This is a genomic window from Lachnoclostridium phytofermentans, assembly GCF_000733755.1.
GTDB classification, from domain to species: Bacteria; Bacillota; Clostridia; order Lachnospirales; family Lachnospiraceae; genus Lachnoclostridium; species Lachnoclostridium phytofermentans_A.
This window is the reverse complement of record NZ_JPOF01000003.1, coordinates 566,101-588,069: the sequence shown is the minus strand read 5'-3', so window position 1 is coordinate 588,069 and position 21,969 is coordinate 566,101. Positions and strand designations below refer to the sequence as shown.

Sequence of the window (21,969 nt, the reverse complement as noted above, 5' to 3'; positions counted from 1 at the left end):
GATAGCTCAGTGATTAAAAAATGTGTATCGTCACGGAAGGGCCCTCCGTAGAGTAGAATTATTCGATATCATAATAATCGTTTGAAATATGGTATAAAAAAACAATAACGAATACTAGTGGAATATTTTGGGACAAGTGAGCATATGTTATGTAAGACGCTTTATTTTAAGACGCAATTTATTATTAGGACGCAATTTTTTATTAGGACGTTATTGATTATTAGGACGCATTTTATAATAACCCATTTATTTTAAAACGGAGTATAAGAATATTATGACTATTAGACATTTTCATCGGAATTTTTGCGCTTTCCTTATCGCCATTATGGCGATAGCCCTGTTGTGTACTAACTACAAAGGGCAGATAGTATTTGCTGAAAAGCAAGATAATTTGGAAAGAAAAGCATACCTTCCTTTAAGTAAGATAGGTCGGAATCGTTATGTATTAGAGGATGATGGATTTTATCGAATAACGACTAAAGGAATGAAAGACAAGAAGGAACAGAATGATAGAATTAGTAGTGAAAGCACTAAAATAAGTGAGGACGCTAAAATAAGTGAAGACGCTAAAATAAAAGATGACACTAAAACCAGTGGTGAGAACAATAAAAAAACGATAGATGATAAAACAGGATCAATAGTAAATAGTAAAATAGGAAATGACGAGATATTATCACTAAATGGTTTGGAAGAACAAGAAGAAATAGCGCAACAAGATGAAACTGAACAAAAAGCTACGATTATGCTAACTGGAGATCTTATGTGTCTACGTGCACAACAGTATGGGGCAATGAGTAAAAATACATTTCAATTTAATGATAGTTTTTCCTATGTAAAAAAAATATTTTCAAATAGTGATTTAGTCATTGGGAACCTTGAAACCTTAACGTCACACTCAAACTATTATACTTTTGAGCAAAAAATAATGAAAGATTCACCTAACTGCAATGCTCCCGCTACTTTTTTAGATGCCCTTCGTTATGCAGGTTTTGATGCTGTTGTTACTGCAAATAATCATTGCCTTGATGGTGGGATGACTGGAATTAGAGAAACAATAGAAAAATTAAAAGAATATCATATAGCACAAGTTGGAACCTACCTTAGGAATGATGTACCTAGGTTTCTTCTCTATGAAGTAAATGGAATCAAGCTTGGAATTTTAAGCTATACTGAGTACATAAATTTTCGTTATAGTCTATCGTCTAAGGACTTAAATAGTACGGTCAACTGTTATAGTAAACAAGCAGTGGAACGTGATGTGAAAGAAGCAAAAGAGGCTGGTGCGGAGTATATTATCGCATATAACCATTGGGGTACAGAGAATACAACAGAAGTTACGAAGCTTCAGCAACTACATGCTATGGAAATGGCAGAAGCTGGGGTGGATATTATTCTTGGATCACATCCACATTGCTTGCAAGAAGCAGTATACTTAAAGACAAGCGACAATAGAAAAGTACTGTGTATGTATTCTATGGGGAATTTTGTATCAAGTATGGTTAGCGAAGCAAATAATGACACGATAATTCTACGTCTTGAGATTGTAAAAGTAGAAGGGAAAGTGACATTAAAGCAACCCGGATATTATCCACTTAAGGTTTTTTCTGTTTATGAAAAGAAACGTTTTGTAGTAGTACCGACACAAAAAGAGTTTCATAATGGAAAAGCTACTACAGCTCTAGAGAAAGCAGGAAAGCGAATAAAAAATGTGCTAGGAAAAACAATGAAAGAGTGGAAGATCGAAAAATAGTAGAATTGAAAAATAATAGAATCGAAAAATAATAGAATTGAAAAATAATAGAATTGAAAAATAATAGTAGAAAAATAATAGAAGATCTGAAAATTAAAGAGCCGTTTGTCATTTCACATATTCCATTGAGCACTTAATCATCCGTAAAATTATTGTGAACTTCAATAATATTCTTTTTTACACATAAATTCCAGTTAAACTATGCAGACTATGGGTAGCAACTGTGAATACTGGCAGTGCAATATGTAAACAATAAGCGATTGTTATGGATATAAGTGTTTATTGTTAGTAAAGGAGAATATTATGAAAAGGCGTATTGTCGCAATCGTCATGATTGCTGTCATGGCATTTGTATTAATGTCTTGTAGTAGAAGCAAAAATGAGGGAGGAGCTACACCCTCAGTCACGCCTTCCGCGGGCGGAAGGTTTACACCCGGAACTTATGAGGGCAAAGCCACCGGGTATGGCGGAGAAATAACCGCTACTGTCGTCCTTAGTAATGATCGAATTGAATCGGTTACCTTATATGGACCTAATGAAACTGAAAATATAGGTTCCATAGCAATTCGTGATTTGCAAGCAAAAATAGAGGAGCAACAATCTGTTCAGGTCGATGCTATCAGTGGGGCAACAACGACTAGTAAAGCAATTATAGAAGCAGTAACTGCTGCACTTACTAGCGCTGGTGTGGATGTATCAAAGTTAACTCCAGTATCACCGCAACCAACCAAAGAGGTTGCTTTACCAGAAGAATTAATAGCAGTTGATTTATGCGTGATTGGAGCAGGTGGAGCTGGAATGACTGCTGCAATTGAAGCTAAGGCAGCAGGACTTACTGTTGTTATCCTAGAGAAGATGTCTATGGCGGGTGGAAATACCGTAAAGGCAACTGGTGGTATCAATGCTGCTAATACTCCTCTTCAAAAGGAACTAGGGATTGCTGATACGATTGAGAGTTTCGTCACGGATACAATGAAAGGTGGAAATCACTTAAACAATGAGGCTTTAGTACGTACAATGGCGGAAAAATCTGCAGATGCCATCGCGTGGCTGGAATCATTAGGGGCACCATTAGCGAAATTATCATTTTCTGGAGGAGCTACCTTTAAGAGAATGCATGCGCCAGAGGGTGGAGCTCCGATAGGAAATTATATCGTGAATACTTTTCTGAATAATATAGAAAGTAATGAGATTGATATTCTCTATAATACAAAAGCAACAGAAATCTTAATGGATAACGGAAAAGTATCTGGTGTGATGGCAAAGGGAAAAGAGAAAAATTATAAAATAGCGTGTGAAGCTATTATTCTTGCGACAGGTGGATTCGGAGCTAATGAAACCATGGTGGAAGAATATGATAGTAAACTTGCTGGTTTTAAAACAACGAATGCACCAGGTGCAACCGGTGATGGTATTAGAATGGCAGAAGCCATCGGTGCGAATGTGGTAGATATGGACCAGATTCAAACTCATCCAACCGTAGAGCAAGAAACCAGTATCATGATCACAGAATCGGTACGAGGTCAAGGTGCAATCCTTGTAAATAAAAATGGAGATCGTTTTTATAATGAGTTAAGTACGAGAAACTTAGTATCGAATGCAATTATGCAGCAAGCTGGTAGTTATGCCTATCTGATCTTTGATCAACAGCTTAGAGAAAATTTAAGTGCAGTGGAAAGCTATATTAATGCAGATATCGTGGAAGAGGAGAATAATCTTTCAGAACTTGCAGATGATATTGATGTAGATCCTGAGAAATTAATAGCAACGGTTGCGGATTGGAATAAGACAATTACGGAAAAGAAACAAGACGTATTCAATCGTACAACTGGTATGGACACAACGATATCCAAAGCACCTTATTATGCAATAAAAGTTGCTCCTGCCATTCATCATACGATGGGTGGAGTTGAGATTAATACAAAAGCAGAGGTAATTTCTACAGATGGCAAACCAATCAAAGGATTATTTGCTGCAGGAGAAGTTACCGGAGGAATTCACGGTGCGAATCGTATTGGTGGCAATGCGGTCTGTGATATAGTTGTATTTGGAAGAATCGCTGCAAAAAGTGCCGCAGACTATATAGCAACTCACTAAGGGAGGACGTATGAATAAAAATAGTTCATTTCAATCAAATGCATCAGAGAAAAGAGAGCAAAAAAAGCAAAACGAAAAGTTTAATAGTATTACGGAGAAGGCAAAGGTAGAGAATCAAAACCAAACGCATAATTCTAAGAAGGAAGGGATTGCACCAATCAATCGTGCAAAATAAGTGTAGAATGGATAGAAAAGTAACTCGCAGAGAACTTTAAGTTATTTATGCTAGTCTCCTCGATTATGTAAGAAAAATCCAGATGATTTATTATAACATAAGGGAAAATTTATGTTATAATAAATTATCTCTTTTTTACTGTTTACATACAAAAATAACAACTGTTGGTAAAGGGATAATAGTACATATCGTTTGTCTGTAAACTAAAGAGTAGTAAAAAAATGAGGCGATTATGTAAAATAAAAGCTATTTCATAAAAAGTTTGCGAATAAGAGCAATCCAAGGAAGAAAGGAAGAATTATATGAAGACAACATGGTCATTAGATGATTTATACACAGGTTACGATGATAAAAAATTTAAGGATGATATGAATCGATATGATGCTCTCATCACCCAAATGGAGAATCTATCAAAGGAACTTGAAAATTTACCAAAAAAGCAGGCGTTAAATAAAATATTTGATTGTTTAGAAGAAGCGCTTCGATTGGATTATCTCTCTGTATACTGTTCCCTACGCCAATCTACAAATACATCAGAAACTGAAGCAACTTCTTATCTGGGACAGATCAATCAAAAATCCTCCAATTTAGCAAAGTCTAATACTATCTTTATGAAATACATTGCAAAAATCGATGATATTGAGGAACTAATCAAAGAAGATGAAAGACTTAGTGAGTATGCATATCTTATCCGTAAAATAAAAGAAAACAATAAACATCTATTAAGTGATGAAGCAGAAGAAATTATTGCTAAGATGTCAATTTCCGGTGCGGACGCATGGAGTGAATTACAAAGCTATCTTACTTCCACTGTGAAAGCTATATTTGATGATAAGGAAGTAACACTTTCGGAAATCCGCAATATGGCATATAGTACGGACGAATCGATAAGAAAGAGAGCCTATAAAGCAGAACTAGAATGTTACGATAAGATAAAAGACAGTATCGCATATTCTTTAAACAGTATTAAGCTTCAGGTATTAACGTTGGCTAAGTTACGCGGATATAGTTCAGTCCTTGATATGACATTAGAGCAATCGAATATGAAAAAGGAAACATTGGATGCGATGTTTACGGCTATGAAAGAGTATATGCCAAAATTTCATGAATATCTGCGATTAAAAGGAAAAGCGTTAGGACATGATAAGGGTCTACCTTGGTATGATTTATTTGCACCGATGGGGGCATGTGAGAAAAAATATAGTATCGAAGAAGCAAAAGAATATTTATTAACACATTTCCGGACCTTTGCTCCAGACTTGGCTCAGATGGTTGAGCGAGCATTTGACGAAAATTGGATTGACTTTTATCCAAAGACAGGAAAGGTTGGTGGAGCTTTTTGCTGCAACCTTCATCCATTAAAACAAAGCAGAGTTCTAGCCAATTACGATGGTACGATTTCTGATATAGTTACACTGGCACATGAACTTGGTCATGCTTATCATAATCATAATATTCATGGGCATCGTATCTTAAATAGCGATTATTCTATGCCAGTTGCAGAAACTGCATCTACCTTTAATGAAAATGTTATTCTAAATGCAGCGATTAAAGATGCAAGCGGTGCTGAAAAGTTGGCGCTAATTGAGGGTCAGCTTCAGGATGCAGCACAGATTATTTGTGATATCTATTCACGTTATCTCTTTGAGACAGCTGTAATTGAAAAGCGCAGTGATAGTTTTATGTTTGCAGATGAGCTTAGTGAGATGATGCTTACAGCTCAAAAGGAAGCATACGGAGATGGACTTGATTCTGAGTATTTACATCCTTATATGTGGGTATGTAAAGGGCATTACTATTCCGGTCAAGTTAGTTTTTATAACTTCCCATATGCCTTCGGTGGTTTATTTGCTCGTGGTCTATATGCAAAGTATATGGAAGAAGGAGAGGAATTCTTACCAAAATACCGTGATTTATTATATGCGACAACAGTGAGTGATGTAGAGGATGCTGCAAAGATTGCTGGAATTGATTTAACCGATCCTGAGTTCTTCCGTAAGGCATTACAAACATTTGCTGATCAAATTGACGAGTTTAAGAGCTTACTATAGGTCGTTAATTTATAATAATGTAGAAATCTAATGCTTTCTTAATTTTTTCTTACGATTCGTATGGTATAATAAATACAAAATTATACCATTAGTGCTTACACTTATGACAACGTAGAGTGTTTGTACAGGAATACCTGCGAATATAGTGTAATAACATAGATGACTGGAAGTTAGGGGATGTAGAAGATGAAGCATAAGAAAGTATGGCTCTTGGTTAGCTTATTTTTAATAATTATAGTAAGTGGATGTCAGGATAAGTTTATTTTCACTACGGATGGTGAACGATATACCGAAGATAATATGAACTATTTTGGGACTGTGAAGGAGCCTGTTGAGGAGATTTCAGCAATCGATGTGAGTACACAGTATGCAGACTTTGAGATTATAGCTTCCGATGGTTATTATGTGGAATATTCCTATTATTATGTTGATGAGGAACCTGTTCTTACAATCATAGATGGTGTTTTGACTTTTAATGATAGTAATATGAATCAAGGTGGTTATTCCATTAATCTAAAAAAGCCTAATTATTTTAAAGTATATGTACCAACATCCGCAGAGTTAAATAACGTGAAAGTAACTGTTTCAAGTGGTAGTATCTCAATGGGAAGCTTCTTAGCAAAGGATGTTAAGATAGAGAATTCGTATGGAGATACCATTATAACTACGACAGCAATTGATAATCTTACAGCTGTAACTTCCTCTGGAAATCTTACGATTGAGAGAAGTGCAATAGGAGAGGCAGATATTACGAATCAATATGGTGATATAGATGTAAGAAATATCAATGAAAAAGATGAATTTTTAACAAAAGAATACCCAGATGCTAGCTTTACTATGAAGCTTAGCAGTGGTAGTCTGGAAATAGAAAAACTGAAGGCTAAGGAATTACAGTTTGATAATTCGTATGGTGATGTTAAGATAGAAGAATCTATGATTACATCACTGAAAGGGAAGTTAAGCAGTGGAGATTCCACCATAGAGGATTGTAACATAGAACAGGTAGATATGAATAATTCCTATGGTAAGGTAGATTTATACTTGATTGGGAAGCAAGAGGATTATTGTCTGGATATCACTTCAAAGTATGGTGATGTCTGGGTTGGAAAGAAAAAATATGACGGTTCGATTCTCATAGATAAAGGTGGAGCGAAACGCATTAAATTGTATTTATCAAGTGGTAATGTTAAAGTTTCTTTCCGATAAATTGTAAGTAATAGAAATGGAGTAATGCGATGAGAGAAAAGAGACTGAATCAACAGTGGCTAAAGTTCCGACAATTATTACGATTGAAACGTAATTTCTTTCTATTGTTATTACCCATTTCTTTTTTGTTGCTTCAATTAGCAAAGCAGAGCAGTTATTTTGCAGAAAAAGTGTTTGTGAGATTTTTCTATCATCCGTGGTCGCAATTTTTATCAACTCTAACTGGTATACTACCTTTTTCTCTAGCAGAACTAATCATAATACTAGGACCATTGATATTAACGTTCCTTCTAATACGTTTCCTCATACGTAGTATCAAAGCGAGAGAAAATCGTTACATAGTAGTTGGGAAAGGTATTATTAATATTTTTTGCGGTATTAGTATTGTTTTTACTCTTTATATCTTAGGATGTGGTATTAATTATTATCGCTATCCATTTAGTTATTATAGTGGATTAACGATATTAGAATCTTCCGAGGATGAATTATATGATTTATGTGTGTCGTTAACATTACGTGCAAATGAGCTGAGAGATTCTATCTCTTCGATGGATGATAAAGGTATTTATGTTTCCACTATGAGTACGAAAGAGTTAATGAAGGAATCAAAAAAAGCTTATCAAAAAATTGCGAAAGAGTATCCTATATTAGCAGGTAAATACCCATCAGCCAAACCAATGATATTTTCACGTGTCATGTCTAGAATGGAACTAACCGGTATCTTTATTCCGTTCACGATGGAGGCAAATGTAAATGTGGATATTCCAGATTACTCTGTAGCATCGACGGTAGGACATGAATTGGCTCATTTACGTGGATTTATGAGAGAAGATGAAGCAAACTATATTGGTTATCTAGTTTGCACCGCCTCCGACAATGTAGAACTTAACTATAGCGGTGTAATGCAAGCGCTAATCATTGCGGGCAATGCTCTTTATGATAAGAATAAAGAACGTTACATGGAGGTTAGGAATCTTTATAATGAAGGAGTACATGCTGATTTAGCAGATAACTCTGCTTATTGGAGTCAATTTGAGAATACTATTGTAAGTAATACCGTAACGATGATGAATGATACTTATTTAAAAGCAAATAATCAAGAAGATGGAGTACAAAGCTATGGAAGAATGGTTGATCTTTTGCTAGCAGAGTACCGAGAACATAAAAAAGAAGAACTAGAATAAATCATAGACAGACGGAATAAAACTAAAAAATTAATGGGATGAATTTCTCCATTAGATTAAGAATGGACGGAATCAAGAAGACGAATGGAGTGACCAGAAGAGCGAAAAACTTCTAAGGGGACTCACCACCATTGGTCTTCTTTTTTATTCTTAACAAGGAAAAGTTCGCGAAGCGTGTTTTTCTTATTCTTAACAAAGAAAAGTTCGTGAAGCGTGCTTTTTCTTGTTTGTGACGGGGCATGGAATAAAAAGCGAGGCCTGTGTTTTGGAAGTTATAGGATTTGACAATATTCTACAAGAGTGGTACAATTGTTACATAAATGTTACAAACATATGAAGTTCTATGTAAAATGTCTTTCTGATGTAAAGGATGAATTATATGGAAAGATACATACTTAGGTGCTTCTAAAGAGGTAAGAAACCATGTTTCCTACCGTTTAAAGTAAGGAGAATTGATATGAAATTAAAAAAACTACTTACCCTACTCTTGATTATCTGTTTGTTAGCAGGTGTAACAAATACTCCGATAAAAACAGAAGCCAGTACTACAAAATCTTATACCAGCTCAGAACTAAGATTACTAACTGCCATCATCTATTGCGAAGCAGGATGGGAAAGTTATAAAGGAAAAGTTGCAGTCGGTAACGTTATTTTAAACCGTGTGGAAAGTAACAAATTCGACCACGTAACAACCATTAGAGAAGCAGTGTATGATTTAAAACGTTGGGGACGGCAGTTTGAACCAGTTTATATTTTAACTTCAAGTGGTAAATATACTCCCAAGGGTGCACCATTTGAAAAAGCTTTAAAGCTTTATACCTACGGAAATTATAAAAGTGAAGAACAAAAAAAAGTAATGGAAGAATGCAAGAAAGCTGCAAAAGCTGCTTTGAATGGTACGAATGTAATTGGTGATTATCTATACTTTAATAGCCATATAGCCTCAACCAAAGCAAAGTGTGTGAAAGCAAAAATTCCATATAAAATTATCGGAAACCATATCTTTTTTGAAAGATTTTATTAGAAGTTCTGCTCTATCTAGATATAGTAAATTATAACTAGGAATATAATTAATAATTAGATAAAGAAGAGATAAAAATAAAGAATAGAAAAAAATAGTTGGTAAAGAAGCCTCTTACCTGGCATGATAGTAACATGCTAGGTAAGAGGTTTTATTCATGTCAAGGAAAAATTCGCGAAGCGTACTTTTTCTTGTTTATAACATGAAAAAACGAATGATGAAGATACTAATTCTAGTTTCAGATATAAATCTCAATTATTACCACTACAAAAGATTCTATCTTTTCTATTTGAAAGATGTGTGATATGATAAGAAGTAGATTGTTTAAATTCAAGTAGCCATTAAGGCAGAATTATCGAGATATTATTTTAGGAGGAACATCATGGACATCGATGTTAATAAACCAGAGGTTAATGAGACAGCAGAGAAAGAAGTTGTCTCCAAAAACTTTATTGAGCAGATTATTGATAAAGATATAGCGGAGGGACATTGTAAAAAGGTAGTAACTAGATTCCCGCCGGAACCAAACGGATATCTTCATATTGGACATGCGAAATCTATTATATTAAATAGTGGATTAGCTAAAAAATATGACGGAGCCTTCAATCTAAGATTTGATGATACGAATCCAACCAAGGAAAAAACAGAATTTGTTGAATCTATCATTGAGGATGTAAAGTGGATTGGTGGAGATTTTGAGGATCGCCTATTCTTCGCTTCCGATTATTTTGAGCAGATGTATGAAGGTGCAGTGAAACTTATCAAAAAAGGGAAAGCATTTGTCTGTGATTTATCAGCAGAAGAGATAAGAGAGTATCGTGGTACCTTAACAGAGCCAGGAAAGAATAGCCCTTACCGTGATCGTAGCGTGGAAGAGAACCTTGATTTATTTGAAAGAATGAAGAACGGCGAGTTCCCAGATGGTTCGAAAGTGCTTCGAGCGAAAATTGATATGTCATCTCCAAATATCAATATGCGTGATCCAGTTATTTACCGTGTAGCGAGAATGACACATCACAATACAGGTGATACCTGGTGTATTTATCCGATGTATGACTTTGCCCATCCAATTGAGGATGCAATCGAAGGAATCACACATTCCATTTGTACTCTTGAGTTCGAAGACCATAGACCACTTTATGATTGGGTAGTACGTGAACTTGAGTATGAGAATCCACCGAAACAGATTGAGTTTGCAAAGATGTATTTAACGAATGTAATTACCGGAAAGCGTTATATTAAGAAATTAGTAGAAGACGGTATTGTAGATGGATGGGATGATCCAAGATTAGTAAGTATCAGTGCCTTAAGAAGAAGAGGATTTACACCAGAATCGATTCGTATGTTTATGGAGCTTTGCGGTGTTTCAAAGAGTAATAGTTCTGTAGATTATGCAATGCTTGAGTATTGTATCCGTGAAGATTTAAAGTTAAAAGCAAATCGTGTTATGGCAGTTTTAGATCCAATCAAATTAATAATTACGAATTATGAAGAAGGACAAGTAGAGTATTTAGAGGCAGCAAATAATCAGGAAAATGAAGAGATGGGTACACGAGAAGTACCATTTAGTAGAGAGCTTTATATTGAAAGAGATGATTTCATGATAGAGCCTCCTAAGAAATATTTTCGCCTCTTCCCTGGTAATGAAGTTCGACTAATGAATGCTTATTTTGTAACCTGTACCGATTATAAGACAGATGAAGCTGGTAATGTTACGGAAGTGTACTGCACTTATGATCCGGAAACAAAGAGTGGTTCTGGTTTTAATGCAAGAAAAGTGAAAGGTACGATTCATTGGGTATCTGCACCGCATGCAATCAAAGCAGAAGCCAGACTATATGAGAATCTAGTAGATGAGGAAAAGGGTGTATATGGCGAAGATGGTTCTGTTAATCTTAACCCGAATTCTATTATAGTCAGAGAGTGTTACGTTGAACCAAGCGTACAGGGTGTAAAAGCATTTGATAGATTCCAATTCTTAAGAAATGGATTCTTCTGTGTGGACTGTAAAGATTCCACAGAGGAAAAACTAGTATTTAACAGGATTGCGTCACTAAAGAGCAGTTATAAGCCTGCATAAGGAGGGAATGGCATGGCCAATTTATTTTCTGGGTTAGAAGCAATGGGGCTAGGAAAGCTTACCAACATGGAAGTGTATGAAGCGAATGAAGGGCAACAGGGGAAATCAGAGCAGGAAGAAAAGCCACAGATTACCGAGGCAGATTTCATCTTTGATAAGACCTATACTTGTCCTGTGTGTGATAATGAGTTTAAATCTAAGACTGTGAAAACGGGAAAGGTTAAGTTGGTATCTGCAGATACGGATTTACGCCCGAAATATCAGTTAGTCGATTCTTTAAAATACGACGTAGTGGATTGTCCGGTATGCGGTTATGCAGCGCTCAATCGTTTCTTTAATTTTATGACTTCGCCGCAAGCAAAATTAATTAAGGCTAACATTTCTACAGTTTATAAGGGGGCAAAATCTAGTGGTGATATGCTAACATACGATGAGGCTATTACAAAGCATAAGCTTGCTTTGGTTAACACCATCGTAAAAAGAGGAAAGTTAAGTGAAAGAGCATATACTTGTTTAAAAACAGGTTGGTTAGTACGTGGGAAGAGAGAAACTCTTCCTACTACGACACCAAACTATAACAAAGTAGTAGCACAGTTAGAGGCCGAAGAAGTTGAATTTTTAACAAAAGCTTATGAAGGATTTTCAGAAGCTTACTCAAAAGAAAATTTCCCAATGTGTGGTATGGATGAGGCTACCATTACATACCTTCTCGCTGATTTAGCAAGAAGAACGGGAAAAACAGAGGATTCACTTCGTTATATCTCTAAAGTAATTGTATCAAGAGATGCCAATGAACGTATCAAAGAAAAGGCAAGACAGCTAAAGGATTTGATGAGTAAGTAGAATTACTGAATGACAAACAAATTATTGTTAAAAAGGGACTAAAGCGCTGAATTTTGAATATGTTGAAAAAATTTTCAACATCTTATTTTATGACAAGGAAAAGTTCGTGAAGCGTGCTTTTTCTTGTTTGTATTCGTGCTAAAGCACTTAGTTGGGAGCTGTTATGAAAGAGCAATTATATACCATACCAGTAAATGATGCATTCGACAAAGATTGTGAATGCCCTGTTTGCGAGATGTATGAAACTTTACAAAAGAATGCGATTGATTTTACCATGGGGCCTAGCTACATGGAGGACGATGTTCGTATGGTAACGGATCAAACAGGTTTTTGCTCCAATCATATCAAGTTACTGTATGAAAATCAGAATCGTCTTGGATTAGCGTTGATGCTAAAGACACATATGGATCGGTCTATCAAAGAGACAGAAAAGCTGCTACAGCAAAAGCAAGCAACTGGTGGAGGATTCTTTAAGAAAAAAGAAGGACTTCATCCTGTTGTCGATTTTACTAGAAGTTTAGAACACTCCTGTTTTGTATGTAATAAAATACGAGGGATGTTTGAGCTTTACCTTGCTTCTTTTTTCTATCTATACCGTAAAGAAGATGAATTTAAAAAGAAGTTTCGCACATCAAAAGGTTTTTGCACTAAGCATTTTGGTATGCTTTATGATTTGGCAGAGAAACACTTAAATGGTGCAGCACTAGAAGAGTTTCGTTCAGAACTTGGCACTCTTTATGTAGATAACATGAAGAGAGTGAGAGATGACTTAGAATGGTTTACGGATAAATTTGACTACCGTTATGTCAATGAACCGTGGAAGAATTCAAAAGATGCTCTTCCAAGATCAATCAGAAAGACCAATAGTGTTCCTGTAGAAGATAAATAAGTAAGAAGATAAATAAGTATAATAAATGATAATTAATGATAATAAATTTATGATTCAGAGAAATAAATTTATGAATATAGATTTACTACAACCATAATAAAAGAGGACAAACAAAAAGTTTCAAGAGGAGAGGAATAAGATTCACTCAAGTGACTTTTGCTTGTCCTTATTTTTATATTAGAAGGAACTTAATTAGGATATCCAATGAAGCTTTCGAAAGAACTTTTTGATAAATGGTAAACGAAATAGGAAAAAAGCAATCGTTGCTCCAAGAAGATTTATAATCAAATCATCGATATCTAAAATACCTAGGTTAGTAATAAATTGTGCTAACTCAATTACAATAATCATTGTAAACATAACACAAGCAAAGGGGAGATATTTTCTAAGTTTCTGAAATAACACAGGCAGAAAAAATCCCATTGGTGCAAATGCAAGTAAATTACCGTAAATATTGGTGCTTATAATCCTTGGATCGAGGGAATCAGAATTTTTAAAATAGCTTATCAATGTATGAAATGGTATAAAGTTTGTACCTGATGTAATACGTTCAGTGATATTACTAGTCAGGGCATAATCAAAAAATCTATGTCTACTTGTAAATAGTAGATTAAGAAGGATAAGGCAATAAAACACAAAGACTAGAAATAGTCCGGCTCTCATAGAATACTGTTTCCATTGAATCTCTTCAAAAGAACTGGAAAGAAGTGATGATGACAACAATGAGAGTAAGGTGATGCTAAATAAGCCTAAAAAGACGCCACCTGGATCATATGTAACGCGAAAGCTCAGTATTTCAACAGCGGTAACTAGGATAAGGCCAAGACAAAGTAATCCAAAAATAGCGGAAAAAGTGCGCTTAATTATTTTTATAACCATGTAGTTTCCTCTCAATCATATGTAGTTGTTATTTTACTTGAGTTAAGATTAAAAGTGTTTCGTATATTGATGGTATGTAAAGTATGTTCTATGTTAACAATTATATCATGGTAATCATTTAATGTAAATTCTTAGAAACTATATCGTAAAAAGAAAATATCAAGTAAATTTGCTACTTGCATAGGAATAATACTGGTATAATATATGAAAAAGTGTAAAAAAGTGAGAATATAAGAGAATATAAAAGTATATACTAGATAAGTAGGGTATTTGAAACGTTTTGATTAAAAAAAGAAGTTGCACATTGAAGTAAAATTTACTAATATATAGTCAACGATTAGCACTCAAACAGAGTGAGTGCTAATAACTGGTATCAACAGTATTAAAGGAGGAAATAAATATGAGATTAGTGCCATTAGGAGACAAGGTTGTATTAAAGCAACTCGTAGCAGAAGAAACTACAAAGTCAGGTATTGTATTACCTGGTCAGGCAAAAGAAAAACCACAACAGGCAGAGGTTGTTGCAGTTGGCCCTGGTGGAATGGTAGATGGAAAAGAAGTTACCATGCAAGTTAAAGTTGGCGACAAAGTTATTTATTCCAAATATGCTGGAACAGAAGTGAAATTAGAAGAAGAAGAATTTATCGTAGTAAAACAAAACGATATCGTAGCTATTGTAGCAGATTAGTACGGATAAGGTATGATCCATATTATATAATATGAATTATATGAAACGTGAAAGAATAATCAGATTATCATAAATTTAAATTTTGGAGGATACAAATATGGCTAAGGATATTAAATATAGTGCAGACGCCAGAGTAGCTATGGAAGCTGGTGTAAATAAGTTAGCAAATACAGTAAAAGTAACTCTAGGACCAAAGGGAAGAAACGTAGTTCTTGATAAGTCCTTTGGTGCACCTTTAATTACCAACGATGGTGTTACTATTGCGAAAGAAATTGAGTTAGAAGATGCATTTGAGAACATGGGTGCTCAGCTTGTAAAAGAAGTTGCTACAAAGACAAATGACGTAGCAGGTGATGGAACAACTACCGCTACTGTTCTTGCTCAGGCAATGATTAATGAAGGTATGAAGAATCTTGCAGCTGGTGCTAACCCAATCATCTTAAGAAAAGGTATGAAGAAAGCTACTGATTGTGCAGTAGAAGCAATTAGCAGTATGAGTGCAGGCATTAACGGTAAAGATCAGATTGCTAAGGTTGCTGCAATTTCTGCTGGTGATGATTCCGTAGGTGAGATGGTTGCAGATGCTATGGATAAGGTTAGCAAAGATGGCGTTATTACCATTGAAGAGTCTAAGACAATGCAGACTGAGCTTGACTTAGTTGAAGGTATGCAGTTTGATCGTGGATATGTATCTGCGTACATGGCAACTGATATGGATAAGATGGAAGCAAATCTTGATAATCCATATATATTAATCACAGATAAGAAGATTAGCAACATCCAGGAAATTCTTCCTGTGCTTGAGCAAATCGTTCAGAGCGGTTCTAGATTATTAATTATCGCTGAGGATATTGAAGGTGAAGCGTTAACAACATTAGTAATCAATAAGTTAAGAGGAACTTTCACTGTTGTTGGTGTTAAGGCTCCTGGCTATGGTGATAGAAGAAAAGCTATGTTACAGGATATCGCTATCTTAACTGGTGGTACTGTAATCTCTGACGAACTAGGTCTTGATTTAAAAGAAACTACATTAGATCAGCTTGGTCGTGCAAAATCAGTTAAGGTTCAGAAAGAAAACACAATCATCGTGGATGGTGAAGGAAATAAATCAGAAATCGAAGCAAGAATTGCTCAGATCAAGGCTCAGATTGCTGAAACAACTTCAGAATTTGATAAAGAGAAATTACAAGAGAGACTTGCTAAGCTTGCAGGTGGTGTAGCTGTAATTCGTGTTGGTGCTGCAACAGAGACTGAGATGAAAGAGAAGAAGCTTCGTATGGAAGATGCACTTGCAGCAACAAGAGCAGCAGTAGAAGAAGGTATTATTGCAGGTGGTGGATCCGCTTATATCCACGCTTCAAAAGAAGTTGCTAAGCTTGCAGCTAAGCTAGAAGGCGATGAGAAAACTGGTGCTCAGATTATCTTAAAGGCATTAGAAGCTCCATTATCATGCATTGCTCAAAACGCTGGTTTAGAAGGTGCAGTTATTGTTAATAAGGTTAGAGAAAAGAAACCAGGTGTTGGTTTCAATGCTTTAACAGAGAAATATGTAGACATGGTAGAAGATGGAATTCTTGATCCTTCCAAGGTTACAAGAAGTGCTCTTCAGAATGCAACCAGCGTTGCTTCCACTTTCTTAACAACAGAAGCAGCAGTTGCTTCCATTAAAGAGCCAGCTCCAGCTATGCCAGCAGGTGGCCCTGGCGGAATGGGTATGATGTAATTTGATTAAGAACTAGAAAAATACGATATTTATCATTTTAGAATCCATGTGTGCATACAAACACACATGGATTCCTTTCTAAGTAAAAATAACTCTCACATGATAAGGACATCCAATCTATTCATAAAAAGCAGATACTTATAATGGTAGCTTTTTAATAATGATGTTCTTGTTTTTTACATAGGGGTTAAGGAAAGGTAACTTCGTCAGAATTTGTTACTTACACCTAATCTGTTACTTACACCTAATCTGTGAAGGATTAGTTAATTCCTTAAAAGATAATAAAGTTCTTTATCTTTTATAAAAAATTTAGTATAATGAAATGTAGCAAGAATCATGATTTCTCCTATCCGTAAGATACTTTAGGGGAACTCATACGGAAAAATTGACATAGGAGGATTAGGTAATATGAATGAATCTTACGCAGAAGCTGGCGTGAAAAGAAAAAAATCAGCAACGACGCTTATGATTCAAATTGCTGCGGTATTTGGGATTTTAGTAGTGTTCTTTGTGGGAGGAATGTTTTTAGGTAGTATTGCTACTTTTATAGCATCAGTATTAGTGGTACTTTGTGTATTCTTTTTCCCTAGAATGAACTCTATAGAATATGAGTATGTATTTTGTGATGGACAATTAGATTTCGATAAGATTATGGGTAATGCAAAGAGAAAAACAGCTCTTCGTATTGATTTTGATAAGGTTGAGATAATGGCACCAGCAAAATCCCATTCTCTAGATAGTTATAACCATATACAGCAATTAAAGGTGAAAGACTTCTCTTCACAAAATCCAGAAGCTAAAGTTTATGCGATTATTGTTCGTAAGGATAATGAAGTGAACAAGGTATTATTTGAGCCAAATGAGAAGATGATTGCATGTATAAAGCAAAAAGCTCCTCGTAAAGTAGTTGAGGTTTAATTTTTCGAAAAAGGAATTGCAATTTTATATTGTGATTACGAATAGATATTGTGATTACTAAGAGATGGTAAAGATGATGTTACTTTACCATCTTTTTATTTATGACAAGGAAAAGTTCTCGAAGCGTGCTTTTTCTTGTTTGATTATTGGGACAACTGATTCTAAGAACATGAGTTATCCTTTTATGAAAGAGAAGAAATATATATTGCAGCACTTTTTTACTTTATAACAGTAATGTATTACTAAAAATATCAAGTTTTTGTAAAGGTCTTGACAAGATCTATAAAAATGAGTATACTTGTGAAAATTATTATTGTCCGCAGGCAAAAGATCCAAGGTAATTTCGAATCTTTTGGCTGATTTTTTATAACCTGCGGGATGGTTTATTCTACTGCAAACGGAGTAAGATGATTCGAAATGGATACAATACTTACGTACGTTTGATACCCTAATTATTAATTTACTATAAAGAAAGTGAGGATATTTGAAATGGGAGCAATTATCGGTGAAGGAATTACCTTTGATGATGTACTGCTTGTTCCAGCGTATTCGGAAGTGATACCTAATCAGGTTGATCTTTCCACACAATTAACTAAAAAGATCAAGTTAAATATTCCTATGATGAGTGCAGGAATGGATACGGTTACGGAACATCGCATGGCTATCGCTATGGCAAGACAAGGCGGAATAGGTGTTATTCATAAGAATATGTCAATCGAAAGTCAGGCAGAGGAAGTAGACAAGGTAAAGCGTTCAGAGAACGGAGTTATTACTGACCCATTTTCATTATCTCCTGAACATACGTTACATGATGCGGATGAATTGATGGGAAAATACCGCATTTCCGGTGTACCAATTACGGAAGGTAAGAAATTGGTTGGTATCATTACAAATCGTGATTTAAAATTTGAGACTGACTTTAGTAAAAAAATTAAGGAATCTATGACAAGTGAAGGCCTTGTTACAGCCAGAGAAGGTGTTACTTTAGAAGAAGCAAAGAAAATTCTTGGACAAGCAAGAAAAGAGAAGCTTCCTATAGTTGATAAAGACGGTAACTTAAAAGGACTTATTACAATTAAGGATATTGAGAAAACAATCAAATATCCTTTAGCAGCAAAAGACTCCATGGGAAGACTTCTTTGTGCAGCGGGTGTTGGTGTGACAGCAAACATTCTTGACCGCGTGGATGCATTAGTAAAAGCGAAAGTAGATGCAATTGTAATTGATACTGCTCATGGACACTCTGCTAACGTTATAAAGGTTGTTAAGATGGTACGCGAAGCTTATCCAGAGCTTCAGATTATTGCTGGTAATGTTGCAACTGGTGAAGCAACGAAGGCATTAATTGAAGCAGGAGTTGACTGCGTTAAGGTCGGTATCGGACCAGGATCTATTTGTACGACACGTGTTGTTGCAGGTATTGGTGTTCCACAGATTACAGCAATTATGAATGCTTATAGCGTTGCAAAGGAATATGGAGTTCCAATTATTGCAGATGGTGGTATTAAGTATTCTGGTGATATAACAAAAGCTATCGCAGCAGGTGCTAATCTTTGTATGATGGGAAGTATCTTTGCAGGTTGTGATGAAAGCCCAGGAACATTTGAATTATTCCAAGGTAGAAAATATAAAGTATACCGTGGTATGGGATCAATTGCAGCCATGGAAAATGGAAGTAAAGATCGTTATTTCCAAGCGGATGCTAAGAAATTAGTTCCAGAAGGCGTGGAAGGACGTGTTGCTTACAAAGGAACTGTAGAAGATACGGTATTCCAGTTAATGGGTGGTCTTCGTTCTGGTATGGGTTATTGTGGAGCGAAAGATATTGAAACTTTAAAGGAGACTGGACGTTTCGTAAAGATTTCCGCAGCTTCCTTAAAAGAAAGTCATCCACATGATATTCATATTACGAAAGAGGCTCCAAATTATAGTGTTGACGAATAATTAAGATTGCTAGAAATAGGGGCTATAATTTTAGCATAGAAATTTAGTATTGTTATTTAGCATAGAAACAATGGAATTCGAGTTTTATAAACGAGATATTTATTGTTATAAATAAGAAAAGCATGCAGAAAAATAGGATTGACAATAAGCTTTGTCAAAAATATTTATCCTGTATGCTTTTTTTATTCATGACAAGGAAAAGTACGTGAAGTGTGCTTTTTCTTGTTTCAAATAAATATTTGTATGAAACGAAACTCAATGCAGATTTATGGAGCAGATGGCATCACAAATGTTTTAATACAGTCTATTATTATTGCAATTGAAAGATTTATATGAAATAATAGAAGAAAATTGATGGTGCAAAACCCGCACCTTATATCAGAATCTGCTTTGCATCTTTTGATAAGTTTTATTAAGTTATATTATAATTCAGATTTAAGAAAGTAATAAATTCATATATTAATTAAGGAGGATATCGATGTGTTAACAGAAAGAGAATGGAAGCAAAGAAAAAGAAAAATACTAAGAATGAAACAATATACCGTTATAGGTCTCGCAGTCGCAATCCTTATCGTTTTATTATTAATTATTTTTACATAAATCATAATATAGAGGGTAAAAATAATTGTTATTTCATTAAGTTGAAATCAAATAACAAAAGTAATGAAATAAGTGTTAAGTGTAAATGGTTAACTTGGCATACAATACCTCGTAAGTTTAAGCCTAATTGGGAGATAATGAGTAATGAAGTAGATTGTTATCGAAATTAAGCTGAACAGGAGGCAATTTCTATGTTTCATTTTCGCGGTGTGAAAGGATTATTTTATTATAACCGTTGTATGATAGTTTTACTCGTTGGTTCATTTGCATTGCTCTCCTATGGCTGTAATAAACGTTATGTAGAAGGTCCTGAGCAAGGAAATAATATATGGGGATTTGGTAATAAGGTGGAATTGCCTTATGAAAATACGTATAAGGAAGAAAATGCAACAAATGCGGTAGAGAATTCTTATACATTTTATTCTGCCAAAGAGTTTGAAGCAATGATTTTGGAATCATCAACAGTAAGAGGTGATGATGTTTATTCTTCTGCATACCAAGAAGGAGCTTTAAAACAACTAAAGACAGTAAAAGAAAGTAAAGTTTATACCATAGAAAATCCTTTATTTATACAAAATCCATTTGGAACCAATTCAGATGGATTGTATGTTTATGTAGGTTCACCGTCGCAAAAGGTTAGAATAAGCTATATCATATCAGTTCCTACGGAATCGATACCAGACTTTGGAGAGAACCTTTATATTAATCGTACCATTGGAACAGAAGTAGAAGGTCAAATCATAGGCCTTATGGATGGTCAAAGAAATAAAATAGTGTTAAGAATTACCGACTTAAATGGAACAGTGATAAGCCAAAAGGCATACTATTTTGATATCACATCCACTCATGCAATAGAAACAAAACTAAATACGCAATATGGAGAAAAACTAACCTTTACAAGAGGTTTATTTTCCTTTTTTCATAAAGATGGAGTAAATTCTAGTTTTTTATTTTACGATAATCACGGTGTGTTAAGAGCAAATATCCCAACAAAGTATCAAAGTGAGAATCCTAAAGTTCTTCAGGTTAAAAATGAGATTTTTTATGCAATCAAAGAAAATGAATATGTTTTAGTGAATAACCTTGGAAATGTAACCAATCGATATACTTGGAATGGCGATGGAAAACTTTATGATTGTGAATACGATGAAGTAAATAATAAAGTAATATTTTTAGCTAATACCGATGAAAGTTCGATGATAAGCAGAGGTGTAGGGCTTGATATAGCAAAAGGTGAATGGAAAGATATTATTAATTTTGAAACTTTGCTATCGAAAGGAAAAGCGAACGTTAAAACAGAAGAAGGAGATAGAAAGGATTGGCTTGATCTAACTAGTATTCAAATATTAGACGGAAAAGATATTTTAGTTTGCTCGAGAGAGTTATCTATGATAATACGTATTAATAACTTATATACGGGGCCTGTTGTTCGTTGGATTATCAGTGAAGATAAAAAATGGAATAGTAGTGAATATGAATCCTTTCTTTTGTCAGAATCGGGAGAGAAGACTTCAAAGAATTCTATTGACAGCATGTATGCTGGAACCAATCGAAAGTTAGGTGCAGGTCAGATTTATTTATCATTTATTAATTACGAAAACATGGATGTTACGAATAATACGAAGTATTCTGTTTTTTATAAATATCTTGTGGAGGAAAGCCAGAACCGATATCGCTTAATGCAAAAGGTCATTTTTCCATATCATAAGGGTCAATGTAGTTCCATGCTTTATGGAAATCATATTATCTTATCTTTTGATGCAGAAAAACAATTTTTTGAATATGATGATAAAGGAAATATCGTAGCGACATATCAGATAGGAAATGAAAAATCTTTTTATAAAGTTTATAAATACACTATGGATCGATATTGGTTTTAAAATAAATTTAAAGATATAAAAATGGCACCTACTTAATAATT

General features: G+C 34.8%; 16 protein-coding genes. 15 read left to right on the top strand and 1 reads right to left on the bottom strand.

Annotated elements, in window-relative coordinates; translation table 11 throughout:
* Nucleotides 1-274 precede the first annotated feature (274 nt).
* The 10 genes from CC92_RS0108075 to CC92_RS0108030 all read left to right on the top strand — a co-directional run bounded on the left by CC92_RS0108075 (nt 275) and on the right by CC92_RS0108030 (nt 13,296).
* Complete coding sequence (locus tag CC92_RS0108075) at nt 275-1,750, top strand: CapA family protein (protein ID WP_081841883.1); 1,476 nt, start codon at nt 275-277, stop codon at nt 1,748-1,750.
* A 303-nt stretch (nt 1,751-2,053) separates the two neighbouring features.
* Nucleotides 2,054-3,847, top strand: coding sequence for a flavocytochrome c (locus CC92_RS0108070; RefSeq protein WP_029503413.1), 1,794 nt, complete (start codon nt 2,054-2,056; stop codon nt 3,845-3,847).
* A gap of 10 nt (nt 3,848-3,857) precedes the next feature.
* Nucleotides 3,858-4,022 (top strand): hypothetical protein, encoded by a 165-nt coding sequence (locus CC92_RS22795; protein ID WP_197035788.1) that lies wholly within the window; start codon nt 3,858-3,860, stop codon nt 4,020-4,022.
* A gap of 302 nt (nt 4,023-4,324) precedes the next feature.
* Nucleotides 4,325-6,073: a M3 family oligoendopeptidase gene (locus CC92_RS0108060; protein ID WP_029503414.1), complete on the top strand. Its 1,749-nt coding sequence runs from the start codon at nt 4,325-4,327 to the stop codon at nt 6,071-6,073.
* Between the two features lie 186 nt (nt 6,074-6,259).
* Nucleotides 6,260-7,279, top strand: a complete 1,020-nt coding sequence (locus CC92_RS0108055; protein ID WP_029503415.1) for a DUF4097 family beta strand repeat-containing protein — start codon at nt 6,260-6,262, stop codon at nt 7,277-7,279.
* Nucleotides 7,280-7,308: 29 nt separating this feature from the next.
* On the top strand, nt 7,309-8,463 hold the full coding sequence (locus tag CC92_RS0108050) for a DUF3810 domain-containing protein (RefSeq protein ID WP_051650768.1): 1,155 nt from the start codon (nt 7,309-7,311) through the stop codon (nt 8,461-8,463).
* Nucleotides 8,464-8,920: 457 nt separating this feature from the next.
* Nucleotides 8,921-9,487, top strand: a complete 567-nt coding sequence (locus CC92_RS0108045) for a cell wall hydrolase (protein WP_029503417.1) — start codon at nt 8,921-8,923, stop codon at nt 9,485-9,487.
* Between the two features lie 379 nt (nt 9,488-9,866).
* Nucleotides 9,867-11,564: a glutamine--tRNA ligase/YqeY domain fusion protein gene (locus CC92_RS0108040; RefSeq protein ID WP_051650769.1), complete on the top strand. Its 1,698-nt coding sequence runs from the start codon at nt 9,867-9,869 to the stop codon at nt 11,562-11,564.
* Nucleotides 11,565-11,576: 12 nt separating this feature from the next.
* Nucleotides 11,577-12,407: a DUF2225 domain-containing protein gene (locus tag CC92_RS0108035; RefSeq protein ID WP_029503419.1), complete on the top strand. Its 831-nt coding sequence runs from the start codon at nt 11,577-11,579 to the stop codon at nt 12,405-12,407.
* Nucleotides 12,408-12,570: 163 nt separating this feature from the next.
* The gene (locus CC92_RS0108030; RefSeq protein ID WP_029503420.1) at nt 12,571-13,296 is read left to right on the top strand and encodes a DUF6062 family protein; all 726 of its coding nucleotides are present in this window, start codon (nt 12,571-12,573) and stop codon (nt 13,294-13,296) included.
* Between the two features lie 192 nt (nt 13,297-13,488).
* On the opposite strand, the gene CC92_RS21555 is transcribed toward CC92_RS0108030, so the two are convergent.
* Nucleotides 13,489-14,175 (bottom strand): VanZ family protein, encoded by a 687-nt coding sequence (locus tag CC92_RS21555; RefSeq protein ID WP_051650770.1) that lies wholly within the window; start codon nt 14,173-14,175, stop codon nt 13,489-13,491.
* Between the two features lie 400 nt (nt 14,176-14,575).
* On the opposite strand from CC92_RS21555, the gene CC92_RS0108020 reads away from it, so the two are divergent.
* The 5 genes from CC92_RS0108020 (at nt 14,576) to CC92_RS0107990 (ending at nt 21,928) form a co-directional block, all read left to right on the top strand.
* Complete coding sequence (locus tag CC92_RS0108020; protein ID WP_029503422.1) at nt 14,576-14,863, top strand: co-chaperone GroES; 288 nt, start codon at nt 14,576-14,578, stop codon at nt 14,861-14,863.
* Between the two features lie 97 nt (nt 14,864-14,960).
* Complete coding sequence (gene groL, locus CC92_RS0108015; RefSeq protein ID WP_029503423.1) at nt 14,961-16,586, top strand: chaperonin GroEL; 1,626 nt, start codon at nt 14,961-14,963, stop codon at nt 16,584-16,586.
* A 408-nt stretch (nt 16,587-16,994) separates the two neighbouring features.
* The gene (locus tag CC92_RS0108010) at nt 16,995-17,504 is read left to right on the top strand and encodes a DUF6106 family protein (RefSeq protein WP_029503424.1); all 510 of its coding nucleotides are present in this window, start codon (nt 16,995-16,997) and stop codon (nt 17,502-17,504) included.
* A 489-nt stretch (nt 17,505-17,993) separates the two neighbouring features.
* Nucleotides 17,994-19,448 (top strand): IMP dehydrogenase, encoded by a 1,455-nt coding sequence (gene guaB / locus CC92_RS0108000; protein ID WP_029503425.1) that lies wholly within the window; start codon nt 17,994-17,996, stop codon nt 19,446-19,448.
* A 791-nt stretch (nt 19,449-20,239) separates the two neighbouring features.
* The gene (locus tag CC92_RS0107990) at nt 20,240-21,928 is read left to right on the top strand and encodes an aryl-sulfate sulfotransferase (RefSeq protein WP_029503427.1); all 1,689 of its coding nucleotides are present in this window, start codon (nt 20,240-20,242) and stop codon (nt 21,926-21,928) included.
* Nucleotides 21,929-21,969 lie beyond the last annotated feature (41 nt).

Coding starts and splice junctions, on each gene's coding strand:
- CC92_RS0108060 (WP_029503414.1), top strand. CDS start 4,325: ATGAAGACAACATGGTCATTAGATGATTTATACACAGGTTACGATGAT.
- CC92_RS0108010 (WP_029503424.1), top strand. CDS start 16,995: ATGAATGAATCTTACGCAGAAGCTGGCGTGAAAAGAAAAAAATCAGCA.
- CC92_RS0108070 (WP_029503413.1), top strand. CDS start 2,054: ATGAAAAGGCGTATTGTCGCAATCGTCATGATTGCTGTCATGGCATTT.
- CC92_RS0108055 (WP_029503415.1), top strand. CDS start 6,260: ATGAAGCATAAGAAAGTATGGCTCTTGGTTAGCTTATTTTTAATAATT.
- CC92_RS0108030 (WP_029503420.1), top strand. CDS start 12,571: ATGAAAGAGCAATTATATACCATACCAGTAAATGATGCATTCGACAAA.
- CC92_RS0107990 (WP_029503427.1), top strand. CDS start 20,240: ATGTTTCATTTTCGCGGTGTGAAAGGATTATTTTATTATAACCGTTGT.
- CC92_RS0108045 (WP_029503417.1), top strand. CDS start 8,921: ATGAAATTAAAAAAACTACTTACCCTACTCTTGATTATCTGTTTGTTA.
- CC92_RS22795 (WP_197035788.1), top strand. CDS start 3,858: ATGAATAAAAATAGTTCATTTCAATCAAATGCATCAGAGAAAAGAGAG.
- CC92_RS0108035 (WP_029503419.1), top strand. CDS start 11,577: ATGGCCAATTTATTTTCTGGGTTAGAAGCAATGGGGCTAGGAAAGCTT.
- CC92_RS0108020 (WP_029503422.1), top strand. CDS start 14,576: ATGAGATTAGTGCCATTAGGAGACAAGGTTGTATTAAAGCAACTCGTA.
- CC92_RS0108075 (WP_081841883.1), top strand. CDS start 275: ATGACTATTAGACATTTTCATCGGAATTTTTGCGCTTTCCTTATCGCC.
- CC92_RS0108040 (WP_051650769.1), top strand. CDS start 9,867: ATGGACATCGATGTTAATAAACCAGAGGTTAATGAGACAGCAGAGAAA.
- groL (WP_029503423.1), top strand. CDS start 14,961: ATGGCTAAGGATATTAAATATAGTGCAGACGCCAGAGTAGCTATGGAA.
- CC92_RS0108050 (WP_051650768.1), top strand. CDS start 7,309: ATGAGAGAAAAGAGACTGAATCAACAGTGGCTAAAGTTCCGACAATTA.
- guaB (WP_029503425.1), top strand. CDS start 17,994: ATGGGAGCAATTATCGGTGAAGGAATTACCTTTGATGATGTACTGCTT.
- CC92_RS21555 (WP_051650770.1), bottom strand. CDS start 14,175: ATGGTTATAAAAATAATTAAGCGCACTTTTTCCGCTATTTTTGGATTA.